The organism is Streptomyces sp. G45, assembly GCF_049542095.1.
In the GTDB taxonomy this organism is placed as follows: Bacteria; Actinomycetota; Actinomycetes; order Streptomycetales; family Streptomycetaceae; genus Streptomyces.
On record NZ_JBMUZU010000001.1, the window covers coordinates 8,835,156 to 8,850,004 of the forward strand.

A 14,849-nucleotide genomic window follows, 5' to 3' on the forward strand; every position below is an offset into this window, starting at 1 on the left:
GTGCGGGCCGCCACCGCCTTCGCGCGCGGCGGTGCCGTGGTGTGCTGGTACCCCGACTCCGAGCCTGGGAGGCCGCCGTGTCCCGAACGCCGCGGGAGATCTTCGAGAGTTACGTGTACGCGGGTGCCGTGTCCCGCGACGCCGACGCGCTGGCCGAGGCCTTCACCGAGGACGGGGTCTTCGAGGCGCCCCTCGTCCCGGCCGACGCCGCCTTCCCCCGCAGGCTGGAGGGGCGCGAGGCGATCCGCGCCGCCATGGCGGCGCACTACGCGCGACAGCCCGGCGACGGCCGCGCGCCGAACCTGGCGAAGTCCGCGTACGTGCTGCACACCACCGCGGTCCCCGACGTGTTCATCGCGGAGATCGACACGGTCTTCGACGGGGAGGGGCGGGGCGAGGACGATGTGACGGTCTCGCTGGTGCGGATCTTCCGCGTCCGCGACGGCAGGATCGCGCGGCTGCGTGACTACTTCGCGCCGGGCCTGGTGAGCTGACGCGGCGGCGGGCGGAAGCGCCCGGCGCGGCGTGCGGGGCGACGGCCGTCACAGGAACGCGCGGATCGCGGGGGCCACGGCGCGGGCCAGGTCCTCGGCGGTGTGCAGGGTGCCGTCGATGGCGGTCGTGGCCAGCCGCCCGTTCGGGAGGTTCTCGGCGGCCTGGTGGGCGAGCGCGGTCGGATGGCGCGGGTCGGTGCCGGGGAACACCAGGGCGGGTGCCGTGATCGAGGCGAGGTCGCCGACGCTCCGGAAGGAACGGTCGTGGGCGATCGCGGCGGCGGCCACGATACTGGCCGGGTCCGACCGGGGGATCGCGTCCCGCACCATCGCCCCGACGACGGGCGGGAACGCGGCGAGGATCGGCGCCCAGCCCGCCTCGATCCCGTCGGCGGCGACGCGGGCGGCGAACGCGTCGAGGAAGCGGATCTCCGCCTCCTTCGCCGCGTCGTCCTCGATGTCCTCGACGCCGATCAGCACGGCGGCCCGCACCCGCCCCGGATGCGCCGCCGCCGTGCGGAGCGCGACCGTCGACCCGAGGCCCGCGCCGCCCAGCGCCGCGTCGGCGAGCCCCAGGCGGTCCATGAGCGCGACGACGTCGTCGGTGTAGCGGGCCCAGGAGTAGCGCGCCGGGTCCGTGCACACCGAGCGGCCGTAGCCGCGCAGATCGGGCAGCACGACCGTGTGCCGGTCCGCGAGCCGCTCCGCCAGGGGGAGCATGCTCCGGTGGTCGGGTCCCCCTGCGTGCAGCAGGACCAGGGGCGGGCCCGCCCCCACGACGGTGGCGTGCAGGAGGCAGCCGTCGTCCGCGCGGTAGGTGATCGCTGTCATGCCGCGAACCTAGGGCGCATCCGGCGGACCCGATACGCACGGAACCGCCAGCCTGTGCGGCGAACCCGCCACCCCGGTGCCGCGACACCCCGCACCGGCACCAGGCAGCGGGCGGCAGGGCGGCAATTGACTTGCCGTACCCGGCCCGCGTCGGCTGAGAATGACCGCCATGACCCGTGCCTGGACCATTGCCCCCGAGCCCGCCGACTCGCCCCTCGCGCTTGATCTGTGGCGCGCGTACTACACGGAGGTGAGCGACCGCTGGTTCCAGTTGCACGAGGGCCGGGACACGCCCCCCGACGAGCTGGAGCGCGAGGTCGTCGCGGCGAACGACCACGCCACGCTCGCGCCCCCGTCGGGAGCGCTGCTGCTCGGCCGGTACGCGGGGGAGCCCGCGGGCATGGCCGGGGTACGGCTCTTCGAAGGGGAGGGCGGGGGCGGCGGTGGCGCGGCGCCGGGGCCGCTCGCCGCCGAGCTGAAGCGGCTCTTCGTACGCAAGGAAGCGCGCGGCACCGGCGGCGGTCCGGTCCTCCTCGCCGCCGCCGAGGACGCGGCCCGCGCGCTCGGCGCCCGCGTCATGCTGCTCGACACGCGCAGCGACCTGGCGGAGGCGTGGTCGCTGTACGAGCGCAGCGGCTACGAACGGTCGGCGCGGCACAACGACGACGTGTACGCGGAGCGCTGGTACCGCAAGGCCCTCTGAGCACCGTCCGGACTCCACGGGGGCGCACGGCCCGGACGTGGACGGGCCCGCCGCGACGGGGGAGCACGGCGGGCCCGGACTCCAGCGTGCCCCCGCGCGCCCGCGTCATGGAGGGCGGACCCCGGAATTGGCTGAGTGTCTGCGGTCGCCCCGCCTCGGGCCGATCACGACGTGAGGGCGTCCTCGATCAGGTCGCGATGCTGGGCGCGGGCGGTGTTGCCCAGCTCGGGGAAGCCGCGGTGCCGCTCTGGGCTGCCCGTGCGGGGCGACGGGGAGAGCCGCTCACCGATCTCCCGGTTGGTCGGGCCGCGTGCCAGGAGACTGGCGAACTGCCGCTGCCGTGGCGAGAGTTGAGCGAGCACGTCGGGCGCCGCGCCGCCCGCGGCGCCGAGGCCCGAGGCGCGCGCCCCTGCGGCGAAAGGTCTCTGGGGCTTCGCCGAGCGGCCCGCGCGCCTGCGCGACGCGGCACCGCCGCCGCGGCCACTCGGCGCCGCGCAGGGGGAGCAGGGGAGCGGCAGCAGCCGCGGCGGGCCGGGTGCTCAGCTGCGGTCGTCGGCACTGCCGTCGGTCATCACCCGGAACAGCTCGCGAGCCCGCGCGCAGAAGTGCTCGACTTCCGTGCTGTCCGGCTCCTCACCGTCGGCCAGCATCCTGGCCTGGAGCTGCTCCGAGCGCAGCCCGCCGTAGCGGGCCCGCACCTCGGCGGTCACCGGCTGGACAGCGATGTGCAGGTGCTTGCGTGTGTCACGGCCGTGCGACCACACGCACACGTAGGTCTGCTCGGGTCGGCACAGCGTCTCCACGACACGGGCGGTATCGCGCAGCAGGGGGCCGAGTTCCGCCACCGCCGTGTCGTCGAGTTCCGCGATGGCCACGACGTGTTCGCGCGGACCGACGATCAAGGTGCCGAGATTCATGGGGCCGACGACGTGATTCACCACCCACGCGGTGGTCTCGTGCAGGACACCCCCGGGCAACTCCCGCCGCCCGGCCAGAAGATCGCACCCAAGACACCCCGTCACGTCCATACGCGCCAGCCTATCCGGAGCCGTCATCGGCGAAGCCGGTGCCCAACTCGGCCGATGGGTCCGGGGTTGGCTGGCCCCATCAGGTGCCGGGACGGTCCGTGGCGTCGGAGCGCACCGCGTGGGCCAGCGGTGTGCCGGGTGCCGCTTGGTCCTCGGCGAGTCGCTGGTCGCCGCGTCCGGAATCCGATGGGGCCACCGTGCGCCGCCGGTACCGCGTGTGAGCCGGAGGGGAGACGTACGGATCCGCACCGGTGCGGGGGTGACAGGACGCGCACGCGATCGTCGCGAACGCCGCTGCGGCGCCCGCGCGGCCGTGGTACGCCCCGGGCGCGCGGTGGGTGTCGTGTCGCGTCACGGCTCCTCGGGGCGTTCCGGCCAGGTGAGGTCGGAGACCAGCGCGCGGAACGCCGTGCGGTAGGTGGTGGGGGTGGTGCCGGTGGAGCGCTGGAACTGGTGGCGCAGGTTGGCGGGGGTGCCGAGGCCGCTGCGGGCGGCAATGCGCTCCACCGGGTCGTCGGTGCGCTCCAGGAGCCGCTGGGCGCGCTGGACGCGCGTACGGAGGAGGTACTGGAGCGGGGTGAGGCCCGTCTCGGCGCGGAAGCGGCGGGTGAGGCTGCGGACGCCCAGCCCCGCCCGGCCCGCGATGTCGTCGAGCGTCAGCGGGTGGTGGAGGTTGGCCTCCATCCACCGCGTCACCGGTTCGAGGCTGCTGCCGGGCGGGATGACGGCGTTGTACGCGGCCTCGGCGGCGCCCTGGACTGCCGCCGGGCGGGCCCCGGGCGGCGCCGCGGCGTCCCCCGGCTCCGGGTGCAGGTGCAGGAAGAGCTGCCGTTCCGTCTCGATGGCCACCGGCTCCCCGTGGTCCAGGGTGATCAGGTGCAGGCACAGGTCGACACCGCCGAGCACCCCGGCCGCGCTGTGGAAGGGGCCGTCGGCCACGGCGGACCCCTCGGGGTCCACGTCGACGCGGGGGTGCAGCCGCGCCAGCTCCCGCGTGTGCCGCCGACTGGTGGCCGCCCGGCGCCCGTCGAGGAGGCCGGTGGCCGCGAGCGTGAACGTGCCGGTCCCGACGGCGCCGACGCGGGCCCCGCGCGCCACCGCGCCCCGCAGCGCCGCCACGACCTCGGGCGGCGGCGCGGCCCGGAAGCCCTCGTGCCCCGGCAGCAGCACCGTGTCCGCGTCGTCGAGCCCTTCCAGCCCCCAGGCGGTGTCGAGGCCGAAGGGCGCGGGCCCGCCCGTGCTCCGGAACCCCGGCCCCGCGCAGACCCGCACCTTGTACGCGACCGGGTGGTGGTGCCGGGCCGCCGTGGCGAAGGCGAGGCCGGGAGCGGTGAGCTGATGCCCCGGGGCTCCGTCGAGGGCGAGGACGGCGATCACTGACATGTCCAGAATTTAGCCCAAGGTGACATCGCGGCCCCTGTTCGCGAGGGCGCCCCCCGAAGGATGATCACAGAGCGATGGGACAAGGCGGGTAGACGCCTCACTCACGTGTTAAACGGTTCTTCTTCGTGAAAGGTCCATTGATGAGCGTTACGGATATCTCTTCCGGCTCCGAAGCCTCCTCCTCCGGTCGTTCCCGTGGTCGCTCCCGGCGCGGTCCGCGCCGACTGCTCGGCCGGGGCGCCGCGGCGCTCGGCGCGACCGCCCTCCTCGGCGCCACGGTGATGACCGGCAGCGCGAGCGCCATCGTCAACGGCGAGGACGCCACCCAGCACTACCCGTTCATGGCGACCGTGCCGATCAAGGAGTACGGCGCCCAGTGCGGCGCGACGCTCATCGACCCCCAGTGGGTCCTCACGGCCGCGCACTGCGTCAACCCCGAGCTGGCCACGCTGACCGGCAAGATCCGCGTCGGGAGCGACCACCGCACCACCGGCGGCTCCGTCCGGAACATCGACAGGATCGTCACCGCCCCCGGCTATGTGCAGGACATGACGGGCACGACGCACAACAAGAACGACCTCGCGCTGATACGCCTGGACCGCCCCGTCTCCCAGAAGCCCATCCGCATCGCCGCCAAGGCGGGGCCGGTCGGCACGCCCACCCGCATCCTCGGCTACGGCACGGTCGTCGAGGCGCCGACACTGGAGGACGCGAAGTTCCCCGACCGCCTCCAGCAGCTGGACACGCGCCGGGGCGCGGCGAGCGAGTGCGCCCCCGGCTGGGCGGGCAAGACGCGCCTGTGCACCGTCAGCCCCAAGCCGAAGGCCATGGCGTGCAACGGCGACTCCGGCGGCCCGCAGCTCCAGCGCGCGAAGAACGGCCGCTGGGAGCTGATCGGCGCCACGTCCGGGCCGGGCAGCCTCCGCGAGGGCTGCGGCACCGGGCCGGGGCTCTACTCCAATGTGCCCGCCTTCAAGGACTGGATCCACAAGACGATCCACGAGTCGGCCCATAAGGCGGCCCATAAGTCGGCCAAGTAGTCAGCCGACTGGACGGCCGAGCAGACGGGGTAGCAGACGGCCGAGCAGACGGCCCATGAGTCGGTCCGCGGGTCGGCCCGCGCGGATGGTTGGATTCCCGGCATGTCAGTGATCGCCGTCCTCGCCCTCGACGGAGCCCCGGGTCATCACCTCACCACGCCCGGCCTCGTCTTCGGCACCGCCTGCCGCGAGCACCCCGGAGTGGACTACGAGGTCAGGCTGTGCGCGGCCCCCGGGTTCCGGGCGACGGGCGGCCCGGGGGCGGTGCTCGCGGTCCGCCCGCCGCACGGCCTGGAAGGCCTGGCCGACGCCGACGTCGTCCTGGTCCCCGGGCACGACGGCCCCCGCGCCGGGCGGCCCCCCGAGGGCGTCGCCGCCGCGCTGCGTGCGACGGCGGCCCGGGGCGGCCGCGTCGCCGCCGTCGGCACCGGCACGTTCACGCTCGCCGCGGCCGGGCTGCTCGACGGGCGGCGGGCCACGACGGGCTGGCGGCACATGGAGGAACTGGCCGCGCTGTACCCCCGTATCGACGTCGACCCGGTCGGCACGGTCGTCGAGGACGGTCCGTTCAGCACGGCGGCCGGGGTCTTCGGGGGCATGGACGTCTGCCTGCGGCTGCTGGCCCGCGACCACGGCCGCCGCGTCGCCGGGGAGACCTCGCGGGAGCTGATCTCGCCGCTGCACGCGGACGCGGACAGCGTCCAGGAGGTCATCGACCGGGAGGTCGCCGAGAGCACGGGGCTCGAACCCACCCTGCGGTGGATCGAGGAGCGCCTCCACCTGCCGCTCACGCTCCCCGAGATCGCCGCCCACGCGCGCACGAGCACCAGCGGCGTCACGCGCCGCTTCCGCGCCCACACCGGGCTCAGCCCCCTCCAGTACGTGCTGCGGGCCCGCCTGCGCGAGGCGATGCGGCTGCTGCGGGAGACGGACCTGCCCGTCGAGGGCGTCGCGGGCGCGACGGGGTTCGCCTCGCCCGCCGCGCTGCGCCACCACTTCCGCGCGCTCACCGGCACCACCCCCCGCGTCTACCGCCGCGCCCACGCCGCGGGCCCCGACAGCGCGGACCCGCCGCGTCCCTGACGGCCAGTCAGGGTGCGGCCTTCCGTCGGACCCCATTGCCGTCTCCCGTACGGCGAAACAATCATGGGGGGCATGGTGGAGCGGCCGAGTGGGATCATCGAGTGCGGGGACTTCGTGCTGCGGCGCTGGCGGGGACAGCGCGACCTCGCTGAGGCGTTCACGCTGATCGAGGAGTCCCTGGAGCATCTGCGCCCCTGGATGGCGTGGGTGGAGCGGCACAGCGAGCAGCACACCCGCGAGTTCCTCGCCAGGGCCGAGGCGCGGTGGGCGAGCGGCGAGGCGTACAACTACGCCGTCACCGATCCGGACGGCACACCCGTCGGCATGTGCCAGAGCCACCGTGCGGCCGACCCCCAGGGGTGGCGGCTGGGGTACTGGCTGCACCCCGCCGCCCTGGGACGGGGCATCGCCACGCGTGCGACGGCCGCCGTGGCCGCCGAGATGCTCGCGCTGCCGGGAGTGGCGTACGTGGAGATCCGGCACGACCTCGCCAACACCTCCAGCGGCGCCGTCCCGCGCCGCCTCGGCTTCACCGAGGTCCGGCGCGAGCAGGCCCCGCCGCCCCCGGCCCCCGCGGCCAGCGGCACCGACGTCGTGTGGCGCCTGCACCGCCCGCCTGCCGCCGGGGAGCGCCCGCGCTGACGAGCCCGGGGCCGTGCCACCGCCGCAGCGGTGGCACGGCCCCGGGGGCGTGGCCTGACCGTGCGCGGGACCGGTCAGCGGGCGAGCACGCCGAACTCGAAGGTGGTCGGGTTGATCCCCGGGTCGACCGGGGGCTCCACCACGCGGGTGGGCGCGGTCCCGGCGACCTTGCCGTTCTTGGTGCCGACCGACCACACCCGCGGCTCGCCCGTGCGGACCGGGATGGCGATCTCGGGCTGCCTGTCCCCGTTCAGGTCCGTGACCTTGAGGACCTGGGGGATGCGGTAGGTGCCCGCCGGGCGGGGCAGACCGGGCGCGTTGTACGGGTAGAACGCGGCGCCGGTGCCGGTCACGCCCTTCTTCGCGCCCTTGAGGACGTACAGGCCGCCCCCGCTGATGTAGCAGTGCTCGCAGGTGGCGTGCCGCTCGCCGGGCGCGCCGGTGATCAGGTCGGTGTAGCCGTCCCGGTCGAGGTCGCCCGCGGCCACGTCGACGCCGAAGCTGTCGCCCGCCTCCACGCCGCCGGGGACGCCCTTGCTGTCCTCGGTGAACACCTTGGTGGCGCGGTTCTCGTCCACGCCCTGGGAGCCGCCGTAGGTGACCATGACCCGGCCCGCGTAGCGCTCGGTGTCGATCTGGTGCGCGGAGTCGCCCACCGCGATGTCGCCGTAGCCGTCCTTGTCGAAGTCGGCGATCACGGCGCTGTTGCCGCCGCGGACGGTGGCCTCGGTCTTGCGCAGGCCGGAGGCGCCGCCGAGCAGCACCCGGCCCCGCTTGCGCTCGTCGCCGAGCACCACGAGGTCGTCGATGGCGCCCTTGTTGATCCGGCCCACCGCCAGGCGCTTCTGGGCGTCGGTGTAGACGAACCCGGCACCCACGTCCACCGCCTTGACGGAGGCGGGCGAGCCGTCCGCCTTGAACGGGCCCCGGAACAGGCGCAGCGCCGTGGAGGAGCCGACGACCAGGTCGGCCTTGCCGTCCCCGGTGAAGTCACCGGCCTTCAGGACGCTGCCGAAGCCCTGCCCCGGCTCGACGCCGGTCAGCGCGACACCGCCCTTGAGGCCGCTGGCGCCGCCCCACAGCAGGGTGACGTCGTCGCGGCCCGCGCCGCGCGAGGCGACCGCGAGGTCCGCGTAGCCGTCGGCGTTGAAGTCGCCGTTCGCGAGGGTCCGGCCGAACCGCTGGCCCTGCGTCGCGTCGCCGGGCACGCCCGGGCTGTTCCGGGTGAGCGCCTTCAGGCCGGTCTTCTGGGCGCCGTTCTTCGAGCCGTACGACACGGTGACGTAGCCCGCGTTGTAGGCCTGCGCCGGGGCGCCGTCCGGGCCGGTGACGCTCACCGCGCCGTCCGGGGCGCCGATCGCGAGGTCGTGGTACCCGTCGCCGTTGAAGTCATCGGCGTACCGGGTGGGCGCGGGGCCCCTGGTGGCTGCCTGGGCGCTGGTGGAGACCAGCAGGCCCCCGGCGAGAGCCGTGCACGTCGTGGCCGCCGCGGCGACCACGACGGCGTGACGGATGTGGCTGCGCACGTCCGTTCCCCCCTTGTGGGACTCAGTAGGAACTCAGTAGGAATGCGATGGAAACGCACGTCCGCGTGGGGAGGAGACACCTCCCCACGCGGACGTGGCGCATCCCCAAGACCTCTGCCGAGCGGGAACGGTTGTGCGGATCTTCGGTTGTGTTGATCTTCAGGTCGCGCTGCGGGCGCGACCGCCCGCGCCGGGTGTTACGGAACGAGCCGGTAGGCGTTGGTGATCGTCTCGGTCATGGTGTTGCCGGACGTGTCCTTCAGGCGCACCTGGAACGAGGCGGCCTTGGCCGAGGCCGGGTGGCGCACGCTCGCCTCGCGCCCGCCGTCGGCGCCGGTCGTGACCGGGACCGACTTCCAGGTGCCGCCGCCGTCGTAGGAGACCTTCACGGTCAGCGAGGCGACCTTGCCGCGGCCCGCGGCGGCGCCCGCCACCTTCAGCGGCACCGACAGGGTGGCGCCCGCGCGGGCCGTGCCGTTCAGCGCCAGCTTCGGCGCGAGGCGGACGGTGGACAGCGGCAGCTGCGTGGGCGGCTGGTCAGGCGTCCTGGCCGACGTGAAGGTCCAGGACACGTTCACCTTGGTGCTGGTCGTGGTGTCCTTGGCCGGACGGCTCGCCTCCATCGTCAGGCGGTACGGCGCCGACGCGGACGGCAGGTCGCCGTACAGCGCGCCCGGTCCGCCCTCGGCGATGGTGCGCCCGCCCGACTCGAGCCGCGTGAAGCCCTTGGTCCCCGCGGAGTCGCCCGCGTGGCCCGCGCCGTCGTTGAACAGCCGCACATAGGCGTCCATGGAGTTGCCCGCGCGGCGCGCGCCCTGGGTGTCGTCCGCCTTCAGGTCGGGGCCGACCACGCCGGTGTTGAAGTTCAGTGTGTAGCGCTTGCCCGCCTTGTACGTGACCAGGTCGGTGGCGTAGTTGATCCGCGGCTCGCCCGCGTCGTCGAGCTGCGCCATGGACCAGTTCCAGCGCACGTCCGCGGTGTTGACGTACGTCGTGTGGGAGGCCGGGAGGCTCACGGTGGTCACGGGGGAGGCGTTCGGGCCGTAGTCGTTGGCGCCGGTCGGCGTGGCGGACAGCGTGCCCTTGCGGCGGGCGGCGGACGCGCCGAGGCCGAGCTTCACCTCGGCGACCTCCGCCTTGGTGGTGGCGTGCTTCAGGCCGGTGAACCAGCTGCCGGTGCGGAAGAAGCCGAGCCGGTAGTCGACCTTCTTGCCCGCCGCGCCCGAGGGCCGCCACAGGCCGCTGTACTGGGCCTTCAGCGTCGGGGACGCCGAACCGAGCCCGGCGGTGCGGACGACGGTCCCGGCGCCGAGGCTCCAGGTGCCCGCGATCTGGGCGTTCGGGTCGTCGTAGCTGATGTTCGCCTCGACCAGGCGCGCCGCCCGGTCCGGTGCGGTGACGGCCATCGGCTTGGCCTTGCGGGCGTCCAGCGTGAGCGACTGCTCCGCCGCCACCTTCAGCTTCGGCTGGACGAACACCGCGAAGTCCGCCGTCGGTTCGTAGACGGTGGACTCCACCGCGTACGTGCCCTTCGGCACCCGCACGGTGACCAGGCCGTCGCCGTACGGGACGGTGATCTTCTCCTGGGTGGCGCGGTCGGTGAGCGTCGTGGTGTAGGTGGACGCGCTCCGCCCGTCGACGCCGAGGTGCTTGAACGTGACGTCGTACGACTCGATCTCCCGCTCGACGACCAGGCCGGTGCGGACCGACTGGCCGTCACCGGCGGCGAGGACCGTACCGCCGTAGAGGCCGTCGGCGGTGCCGAGCTTGGTGTCGACGGTGACGGTGGTCTTCGCGGAGCCGCCCGCCGGGACGGTGAGCTTGGCGTCCTTGACGGTGAACATGCCCGCCGGGCCCGGGCGGCCCTCCGGGCCCACGGCCGTCGTGGACAGCTTCAGGGTGACGGCCTTGGTGCCGTGGTTGCGGTACGTGAGGGTCTTGCCGACCGGCTTGTCGTCGGTGTGCGGCCAGTTCCGCGTGCCGAAGTCGAGCGTGCCGGGCTGGGAGACCACCGACGCGGTGACGGCGCGCGTCAGGTCCACGCGGCCCGCCCCCTGCTCGTAGGCGTTCAGCTGGGGGTTGGGCTTGGCGGAACCGGTCAGCACCCCCTTGAGCTGCGGGCCCGTCCACGTGGGGTGCTGCTGCAGGAGCATGGCGGCGGCCCCGGCCACGTGCGGGGTGGCCATCGAGGTGCCCGCCAGGGTGGTGTAGCCGTTGCCTTCGGGGCCGCCGGGGATCTGCGTGGAGCGGGCGGCGGTGATGCCGTCGCCGGGCGCGGTGAGGTCCGGCTTGGCGGCCCCGTCGGCCGTCGGGCCCCGGCTGGACGTCTCCGCGATGCGGTCCTTCTTGTCGACCGAGCCGACGGTGAGGGCGTCGGGGGCACTGCCGGGCGAGTTCAGCGTGCGCGGCCCCGGGCCGTCGTTGCCCGCCGCCACGACGAACAGGGCCTTGCCCGACAGGCGGCCGATGGCCTCCTCCAGGGGTTCCGTGCCCGGCGTGTCCAGGCTGCCCAGGCTCATGTTGACGACCTTGGCGCCGCTGTCGACGGCCCACTGCATCCCGGCGGCGATGCTGGAGTCGGTGCCGGTGCCCTCCACCTCGGAGATGACCTTGCCGTCCAGGATCCGCACATCGGGCGCCACGCCCTTGTACTTGCCTCCGGACTTGGCGCCGGAACCCGCGAGGATCGAGGCGACATGGGTGCCGTGGCCCATGCGGTCCTTGGCGTCGGGCGCCGTCGTGAAGTTCTTCTCGGTGACCTCGACGCCCTTGAGGTCCGGGTGCGTCTGGTCGACGCCGGTGTCCAGGACGGCGACCTTGACGCCCTTGCCGGTGTAGCCGGCGTTCCACATCGCGGGGGCGCCGATCTGCGGCACGCTCTTGTCGAGGGTGGCGCGGACCTTGGCGTCCAGCCACACGTGCGCGATGGCCGGAGCGGCGGTGGCGCGGGCGTTCACGCGGCCGCCGGTGCCGCCGGTGAGCGCCGACCAGAGGCCCGCCGTGTCGGACTTGGGCGTGCGGAACGCCTCGCCGCCGACGGCGGGCAGGGCGCGGCGGTCGCTCGCGCGGCCCCGGAGCGCGTCGGCCGCCCTGAGGCCGTTGGCCCGGCCGGGCCGGTAGGCGACGATCAGCGGCAGCGACGCGCGGTGCGCGTCGTCGTACTCGTCCCTGACGAGCTGCGTCACGTCGAAGAGCCGCCGGTCCAGGCGGCCCGCCGCGATCAGCTCCTCGGCGTCGCGCGGCACGACGAACACATGGCCGCCCTCGCGCCGCACCGAGATCGTCATCCGCTCGCGGCCCTCGCCGCGGATCAGCCGGACGACCTGCCCGCTCTTCGCCGTCACGACCACCCGGTCACCGGTGATCAACGTGACGGTCGCCGTCTTCCCGGCCTGCTGCCGACCGCCCTTGGCGCCCGTGCCCTGCCCCGCGCCCGCGGCGCGGTCCGGCGGTGCCCCGGTGTCGGCCGCCGCCGCCCCCGTCAGCAGCGCCCCGGACACCACGACGGCGATCGCCGCCGCCCCCGCCCTCGATATACCTGCCACCCGAATTGCCTGTCCCTTGAATGTGTGGATGTGGTCGCCCGTAACACGCGATCTTGCACAGCGGCGGTTCTCGGGAGACGAAAGAATTTTCGGGGGGCGTCCGCACCCGGGATCACCTGGGGTACCAGCTCGTTCTTCTCGGGCGTTCGGCTAGAGTGCGAGGGCCTGTGCGCCGGGTCGCCGACGTCGTGCGCGGCACCCCGTCGCGATCAGCGGGCCACCGCGGTCGCGGACAGCAGGGTGGCGGCGGTGAGGCTGCCCCACAGGGCCGCCGGGCCGTGCGCGGCGAGCGCGGTGATGGCCGCGGGGGAGACGGCGAGGCCGAAGCCCGTGGAGACCTGGAAGCGGGCGAGGGCGCGGCCCAGGACGCGGGCCGGGGCGAGGTGGGTGACCAGTGCGGTGGCACTGCCCGCGTAGATGATCTCGCCGAGCGTGCAGAGCACGGACACCGCGGCCACGGCCGGAGCGCCCCAGCCGTGCCCCAGCGAGGTGGCCGCGAGGAAGCCAACGTAGGAGACGCTGAGCACCACACCGGCGACGGCCAGCACGGTCCGCCGGGGGAACCGGGACAGCAGGACGGTCAGCGGGACCTGAAGGGTGACCACCAGCACCGTGTTGGCGACGAAGATGGCCGCCGACCACACCGGCGACGCGTCCAACTGCGTCACCAGGATCAGCGGCAGCGCGATCTCGGGAACGTTCAGGCAGAACACGTACACCACGTTGGCGGCGAGCAGCGCGCGCATCCGCGGGGCGGGGGAGCCGTCCGTGTCCTCGGCCGGGGCCGCGGCCGGGTCGGAGCGCAGGCGGACCGACCCGGCCAGGTACGCCGCGGCGAGGTAGGCGAGCCCGGTGACGGCCGCCAGCGCCCGCAGCGCGGCGGGCCCGCCCGCGAGGCACACGGTCGCGATGAGCGCGCCCACGCCCAGGGCGCCGTTGCGCAGCGCCCGCCCCGCCGCCAGCGCGGCATCCCGCTCCCGGCCGTGGGCGACCGTGGCCACCAGCGCCGCGGGCCACGCCTGGTTGCCGACGCCGAGGAACAGCGCCGCCGCCCCGAACAGGCCCACGTTCCCCGCCGGTGCCGCGAGCAGCAGCGCCACGCCCCCCACCCGTACCAGCATCGACGCCGCCACGACCGAGCTGCGCGCGCCCCGGTCCAGCCAGCGGCCCACCGCGGGCACGCACACCAGACCCGCGACGACACCGGCCGTCATGGCGGCGCCGGTCACCGGCGCGGACAGCCCGAGCACCGCCACCCCGTACAGCAGCAGGAAGGGCCGCAGCAGGCCGGTGCCGAGCGCGTCCACGACCAGGGCGACGGCGTAGCGGGGGCCTCCGGAGGCGGTGACGAGGGCCCGGGGCTTGATCTTGGCGGTGGTGGTCATGGCGTCAACGGTGCGGACGGCGCCCCGGTGGGCCTCGTCGGTTGACGGAGACCGTCAACCGACGGCGGCGCCCGGCGTCCGGCCCGTGATGATGAGGGGATGACGTTGAGGATCGACATCGGCGGCCCGCCGTCCGAGCGCGTGCGGTTCGCCGCGTCCCCGCTGGCCGAACTGACCGCGATGCTGCACGTGCTGGCCGAACCCGGCCACCACCCGCGGTTCGCCGACTGGGCCGCGGACATCCGGGCCGGGCTCGCGCCGGAGCTGACCGAGCGGCTGCGGGAGGCGGAGTTCCTCTGGCGCTCCTCGCGCGCCGACTTCCTGGTCCCCTCCCGGCCGCGGCCCACGCTCGCCGAGGAGCTGGACGACGTGGACCGGATCGACGACGAGAGCTATGTGACCGCCGCGCTCATCACCACGTGCGGCAGCAACCGGCTCCACTTCGCCGCGCCGTCGCCGCTGGCCGACGCGACGGCGCGCGAGCGGGCCCTGGACCGGGCCCAGGCCCGCGGCGCGCTCCAGGAGTCCTTCGCGCAACGGCTGCTCGCCGACCCGGTCGCGGCGCGGGCACGGGTGCGCGACACCCTCGAACAGTGCGCGGAGGCGTTCTTCGACGCCGCCTGGGCGGGCATCGCCGTGGAACTCGCCACCGACCTGCGCCTGAAGAACGACCTGCTGCGGCGCCAGGGCATCGGGGCGGCACTCGCGTCGGTCTCCGGCGCCGTGACCCTGGCGCCGGACGGCGACCGCATCGTCGTGGACAAGCTGCAGGACAGCGCGACCACCGCGCACGACACCGGAGTCACCTTCCTGCCCAGCGTCTACGGCCGCCCGCACCTGGTCGCGGTCTACGCGCCCGGCTGGCCACCGGTGGTGCAGTACCCCGTGGCCGAACCGGGCCAGGAGGAGCCGGTACCGCTGGACACGGTCACCCTGCGCCTGGAGGCACTCGCCCACCCCGTACGGCTGCGGCTGCTGCGCACCCTGGCCCGCGGCCCGCACACCACCGGCGAACTCGCCCACGCCTGGGAACTCACGCTCCCGGAGGTCTCCCGGCACCTCGCCGTGCTGCGCCGCGCGGGCCTGCTCAGCGCGCGGCGGCAGGGCCGCTATGTGCGCCACACCCTCAAGGTGCCCGCCGTGACGGCGCTGGGCGGCGACCTGCTCGCGGCCGTGCTGCGCTGAGGCG

General features: G+C 74.7%; 13 protein-coding genes. 6 read left to right on the forward strand and 7 right to left on the reverse strand.

The window, feature by feature from the left end:
- The first annotated feature begins 77 nt into the window (after positions 1 to 77).
- On the forward strand, positions 78 to 494 hold the full coding sequence (locus tag ACOBQU_RS37555) for a nuclear transport factor 2 family protein (protein WP_423633733.1): 417 nt from the start codon (positions 78 to 80) through the stop codon (positions 492 to 494).
- Between the two features lie 48 nt (positions 495 to 542).
- Here the strand turns inward: ACOBQU_RS37555 and ACOBQU_RS37560 are convergent, their stop codons facing one another.
- Positions 543 to 1,325: an alpha/beta fold hydrolase gene (locus ACOBQU_RS37560; RefSeq protein ID WP_423633735.1), complete on the reverse strand. Its 783-nt coding sequence runs from the start codon at positions 1,323 to 1,325 to the stop codon at positions 543 to 545.
- A gap of 160 nt (positions 1,326 to 1,485) precedes the next feature.
- Here ACOBQU_RS37560 and ACOBQU_RS37565 point away from each other — a divergent pair, with 160 nt between their 5' ends.
- Positions 1,486 to 2,028 carry a GNAT family N-acetyltransferase gene (locus tag ACOBQU_RS37565; RefSeq protein WP_423633737.1) on the forward strand — a complete coding sequence of 181 codons (543 nt, stop codon included), beginning with the start codon at positions 1,486 to 1,488 and terminating at the stop codon, positions 2,026 to 2,028.
- 164 nt (positions 2,029 to 2,192) lie between these two features.
- Here ACOBQU_RS37565 and ACOBQU_RS37570 read toward each other — a convergent pair whose 3' ends face one another.
- The 3 genes from ACOBQU_RS37570 to ACOBQU_RS37580 all read right to left on the reverse strand — a co-directional run bounded on the left by ACOBQU_RS37570 (position 2,193) and on the right by ACOBQU_RS37580 (position 4,439).
- On the reverse strand, positions 2,193 to 2,390 hold the full coding sequence (locus tag ACOBQU_RS37570) for a hypothetical protein (protein ID WP_423633739.1): 198 nt from the start codon (positions 2,388 to 2,390) through the stop codon (positions 2,193 to 2,195).
- 177 nt (positions 2,391 to 2,567) lie between these two features.
- Entirely contained in the window at positions 2,568 to 2,945 is a 378-nt protein-coding gene (locus ACOBQU_RS37575; RefSeq protein ID WP_423633741.1) for a hypothetical protein, read from the reverse strand.
- 462 nt (positions 2,946 to 3,407) lie between these two features.
- Entirely contained in the window at positions 3,408 to 4,439 is a 1,032-nt protein-coding gene (locus tag ACOBQU_RS37580; protein WP_423633743.1) for a GlxA family transcriptional regulator, read from the reverse strand.
- 140 nt (positions 4,440 to 4,579) lie between these two features.
- Between ACOBQU_RS37580 and ACOBQU_RS37585 the strand changes: the two genes are divergently transcribed.
- From ACOBQU_RS37585 to ACOBQU_RS37595, 3 genes are all read left to right on the forward strand, one after another.
- Entirely contained in the window at positions 4,580 to 5,479 is a 900-nt protein-coding gene (locus ACOBQU_RS37585; protein WP_423633745.1) for a S1 family peptidase, read from the forward strand.
- A 102-nt stretch (positions 5,480 to 5,581) separates the two neighbouring features.
- Positions 5,582 to 6,562, forward strand: a complete 981-nt coding sequence (locus tag ACOBQU_RS37590; RefSeq protein ID WP_423633747.1) for a GlxA family transcriptional regulator — start codon at positions 5,582 to 5,584, stop codon at positions 6,560 to 6,562.
- 72 nt (positions 6,563 to 6,634) lie between these two features.
- Positions 6,635 to 7,204, forward strand: coding sequence for a GNAT family N-acetyltransferase (locus ACOBQU_RS37595; RefSeq protein ID WP_423633749.1), 570 nt, complete (start codon positions 6,635 to 6,637; stop codon positions 7,202 to 7,204).
- 74 nt (positions 7,205 to 7,278) lie between these two features.
- Here the strand turns inward: ACOBQU_RS37595 and ACOBQU_RS37600 are convergent, their stop codons facing one another.
- From ACOBQU_RS37600 to ACOBQU_RS37610, 3 genes are all read right to left on the reverse strand, one after another.
- On the reverse strand, positions 7,279 to 8,730 hold the full coding sequence (locus ACOBQU_RS37600) for an FG-GAP-like repeat-containing protein (RefSeq protein ID WP_423633751.1): 1,452 nt from the start codon (positions 8,728 to 8,730) through the stop codon (positions 7,279 to 7,281).
- A gap of 197 nt (positions 8,731 to 8,927) precedes the next feature.
- Positions 8,928 to 12,275: a S8 family peptidase gene (locus ACOBQU_RS37605; protein ID WP_423633753.1), complete on the reverse strand. Its 3,348-nt coding sequence runs from the start codon at positions 12,273 to 12,275 to the stop codon at positions 8,928 to 8,930.
- 209 nt (positions 12,276 to 12,484) lie between these two features.
- Positions 12,485 to 13,660 carry an MFS transporter gene (locus ACOBQU_RS37610; RefSeq protein ID WP_423633755.1) on the reverse strand — a complete coding sequence of 392 codons (1,176 nt, stop codon included), beginning with the start codon at positions 13,658 to 13,660 and terminating at the stop codon, positions 12,485 to 12,487.
- A 99-nt stretch (positions 13,661 to 13,759) separates the two neighbouring features.
- Here ACOBQU_RS37610 and ACOBQU_RS37615 point away from each other — a divergent pair, with 99 nt between their 5' ends.
- Positions 13,760 to 14,845: a DUF5937 family protein gene (locus ACOBQU_RS37615; RefSeq protein WP_423633757.1), complete on the forward strand. Its 1,086-nt coding sequence runs from the start codon at positions 13,760 to 13,762 to the stop codon at positions 14,843 to 14,845.
- Positions 14,846 to 14,849 lie beyond the last annotated feature (4 nt).

Coding starts and splice junctions, on each gene's coding strand:
- ACOBQU_RS37560 (WP_423633735.1), bottom strand. CDS start 1,325: ATGACAGCGATCACCTACCGCGCGGACGACGGCTGCCTCCTGCACGCC.
- ACOBQU_RS37565 (WP_423633737.1), top strand. CDS start 1,486: ATGACCGCCATGACCCGTGCCTGGACCATTGCCCCCGAGCCCGCCGAC.
- ACOBQU_RS37575 (WP_423633741.1), bottom strand. CDS start 2,945: ATGAATCTCGGCACCTTGATCGTCGGTCCGCGCGAACACGTCGTGGCC.
- ACOBQU_RS37580 (WP_423633743.1), bottom strand. CDS start 4,439: ATGTCAGTGATCGCCGTCCTCGCCCTCGACGGAGCCCCGGGGCATCAG.
- ACOBQU_RS37585 (WP_423633745.1), top strand. CDS start 4,580: ATGAGCGTTACGGATATCTCTTCCGGCTCCGAAGCCTCCTCCTCCGGT.
- ACOBQU_RS37590 (WP_423633747.1), top strand. CDS start 5,582: ATGTCAGTGATCGCCGTCCTCGCCCTCGACGGAGCCCCGGGTCATCAC.
- ACOBQU_RS37595 (WP_423633749.1), top strand. CDS start 6,635: ATGGTGGAGCGGCCGAGTGGGATCATCGAGTGCGGGGACTTCGTGCTG.
- ACOBQU_RS37610 (WP_423633755.1), bottom strand. CDS start 13,660: ATGACCACCACCGCCAAGATCAAGCCCCGGGCCCTCGTCACCGCCTCC.
- ACOBQU_RS37615 (WP_423633757.1), top strand. CDS start 13,760: ATGACGTTGAGGATCGACATCGGCGGCCCGCCGTCCGAGCGCGTGCGG.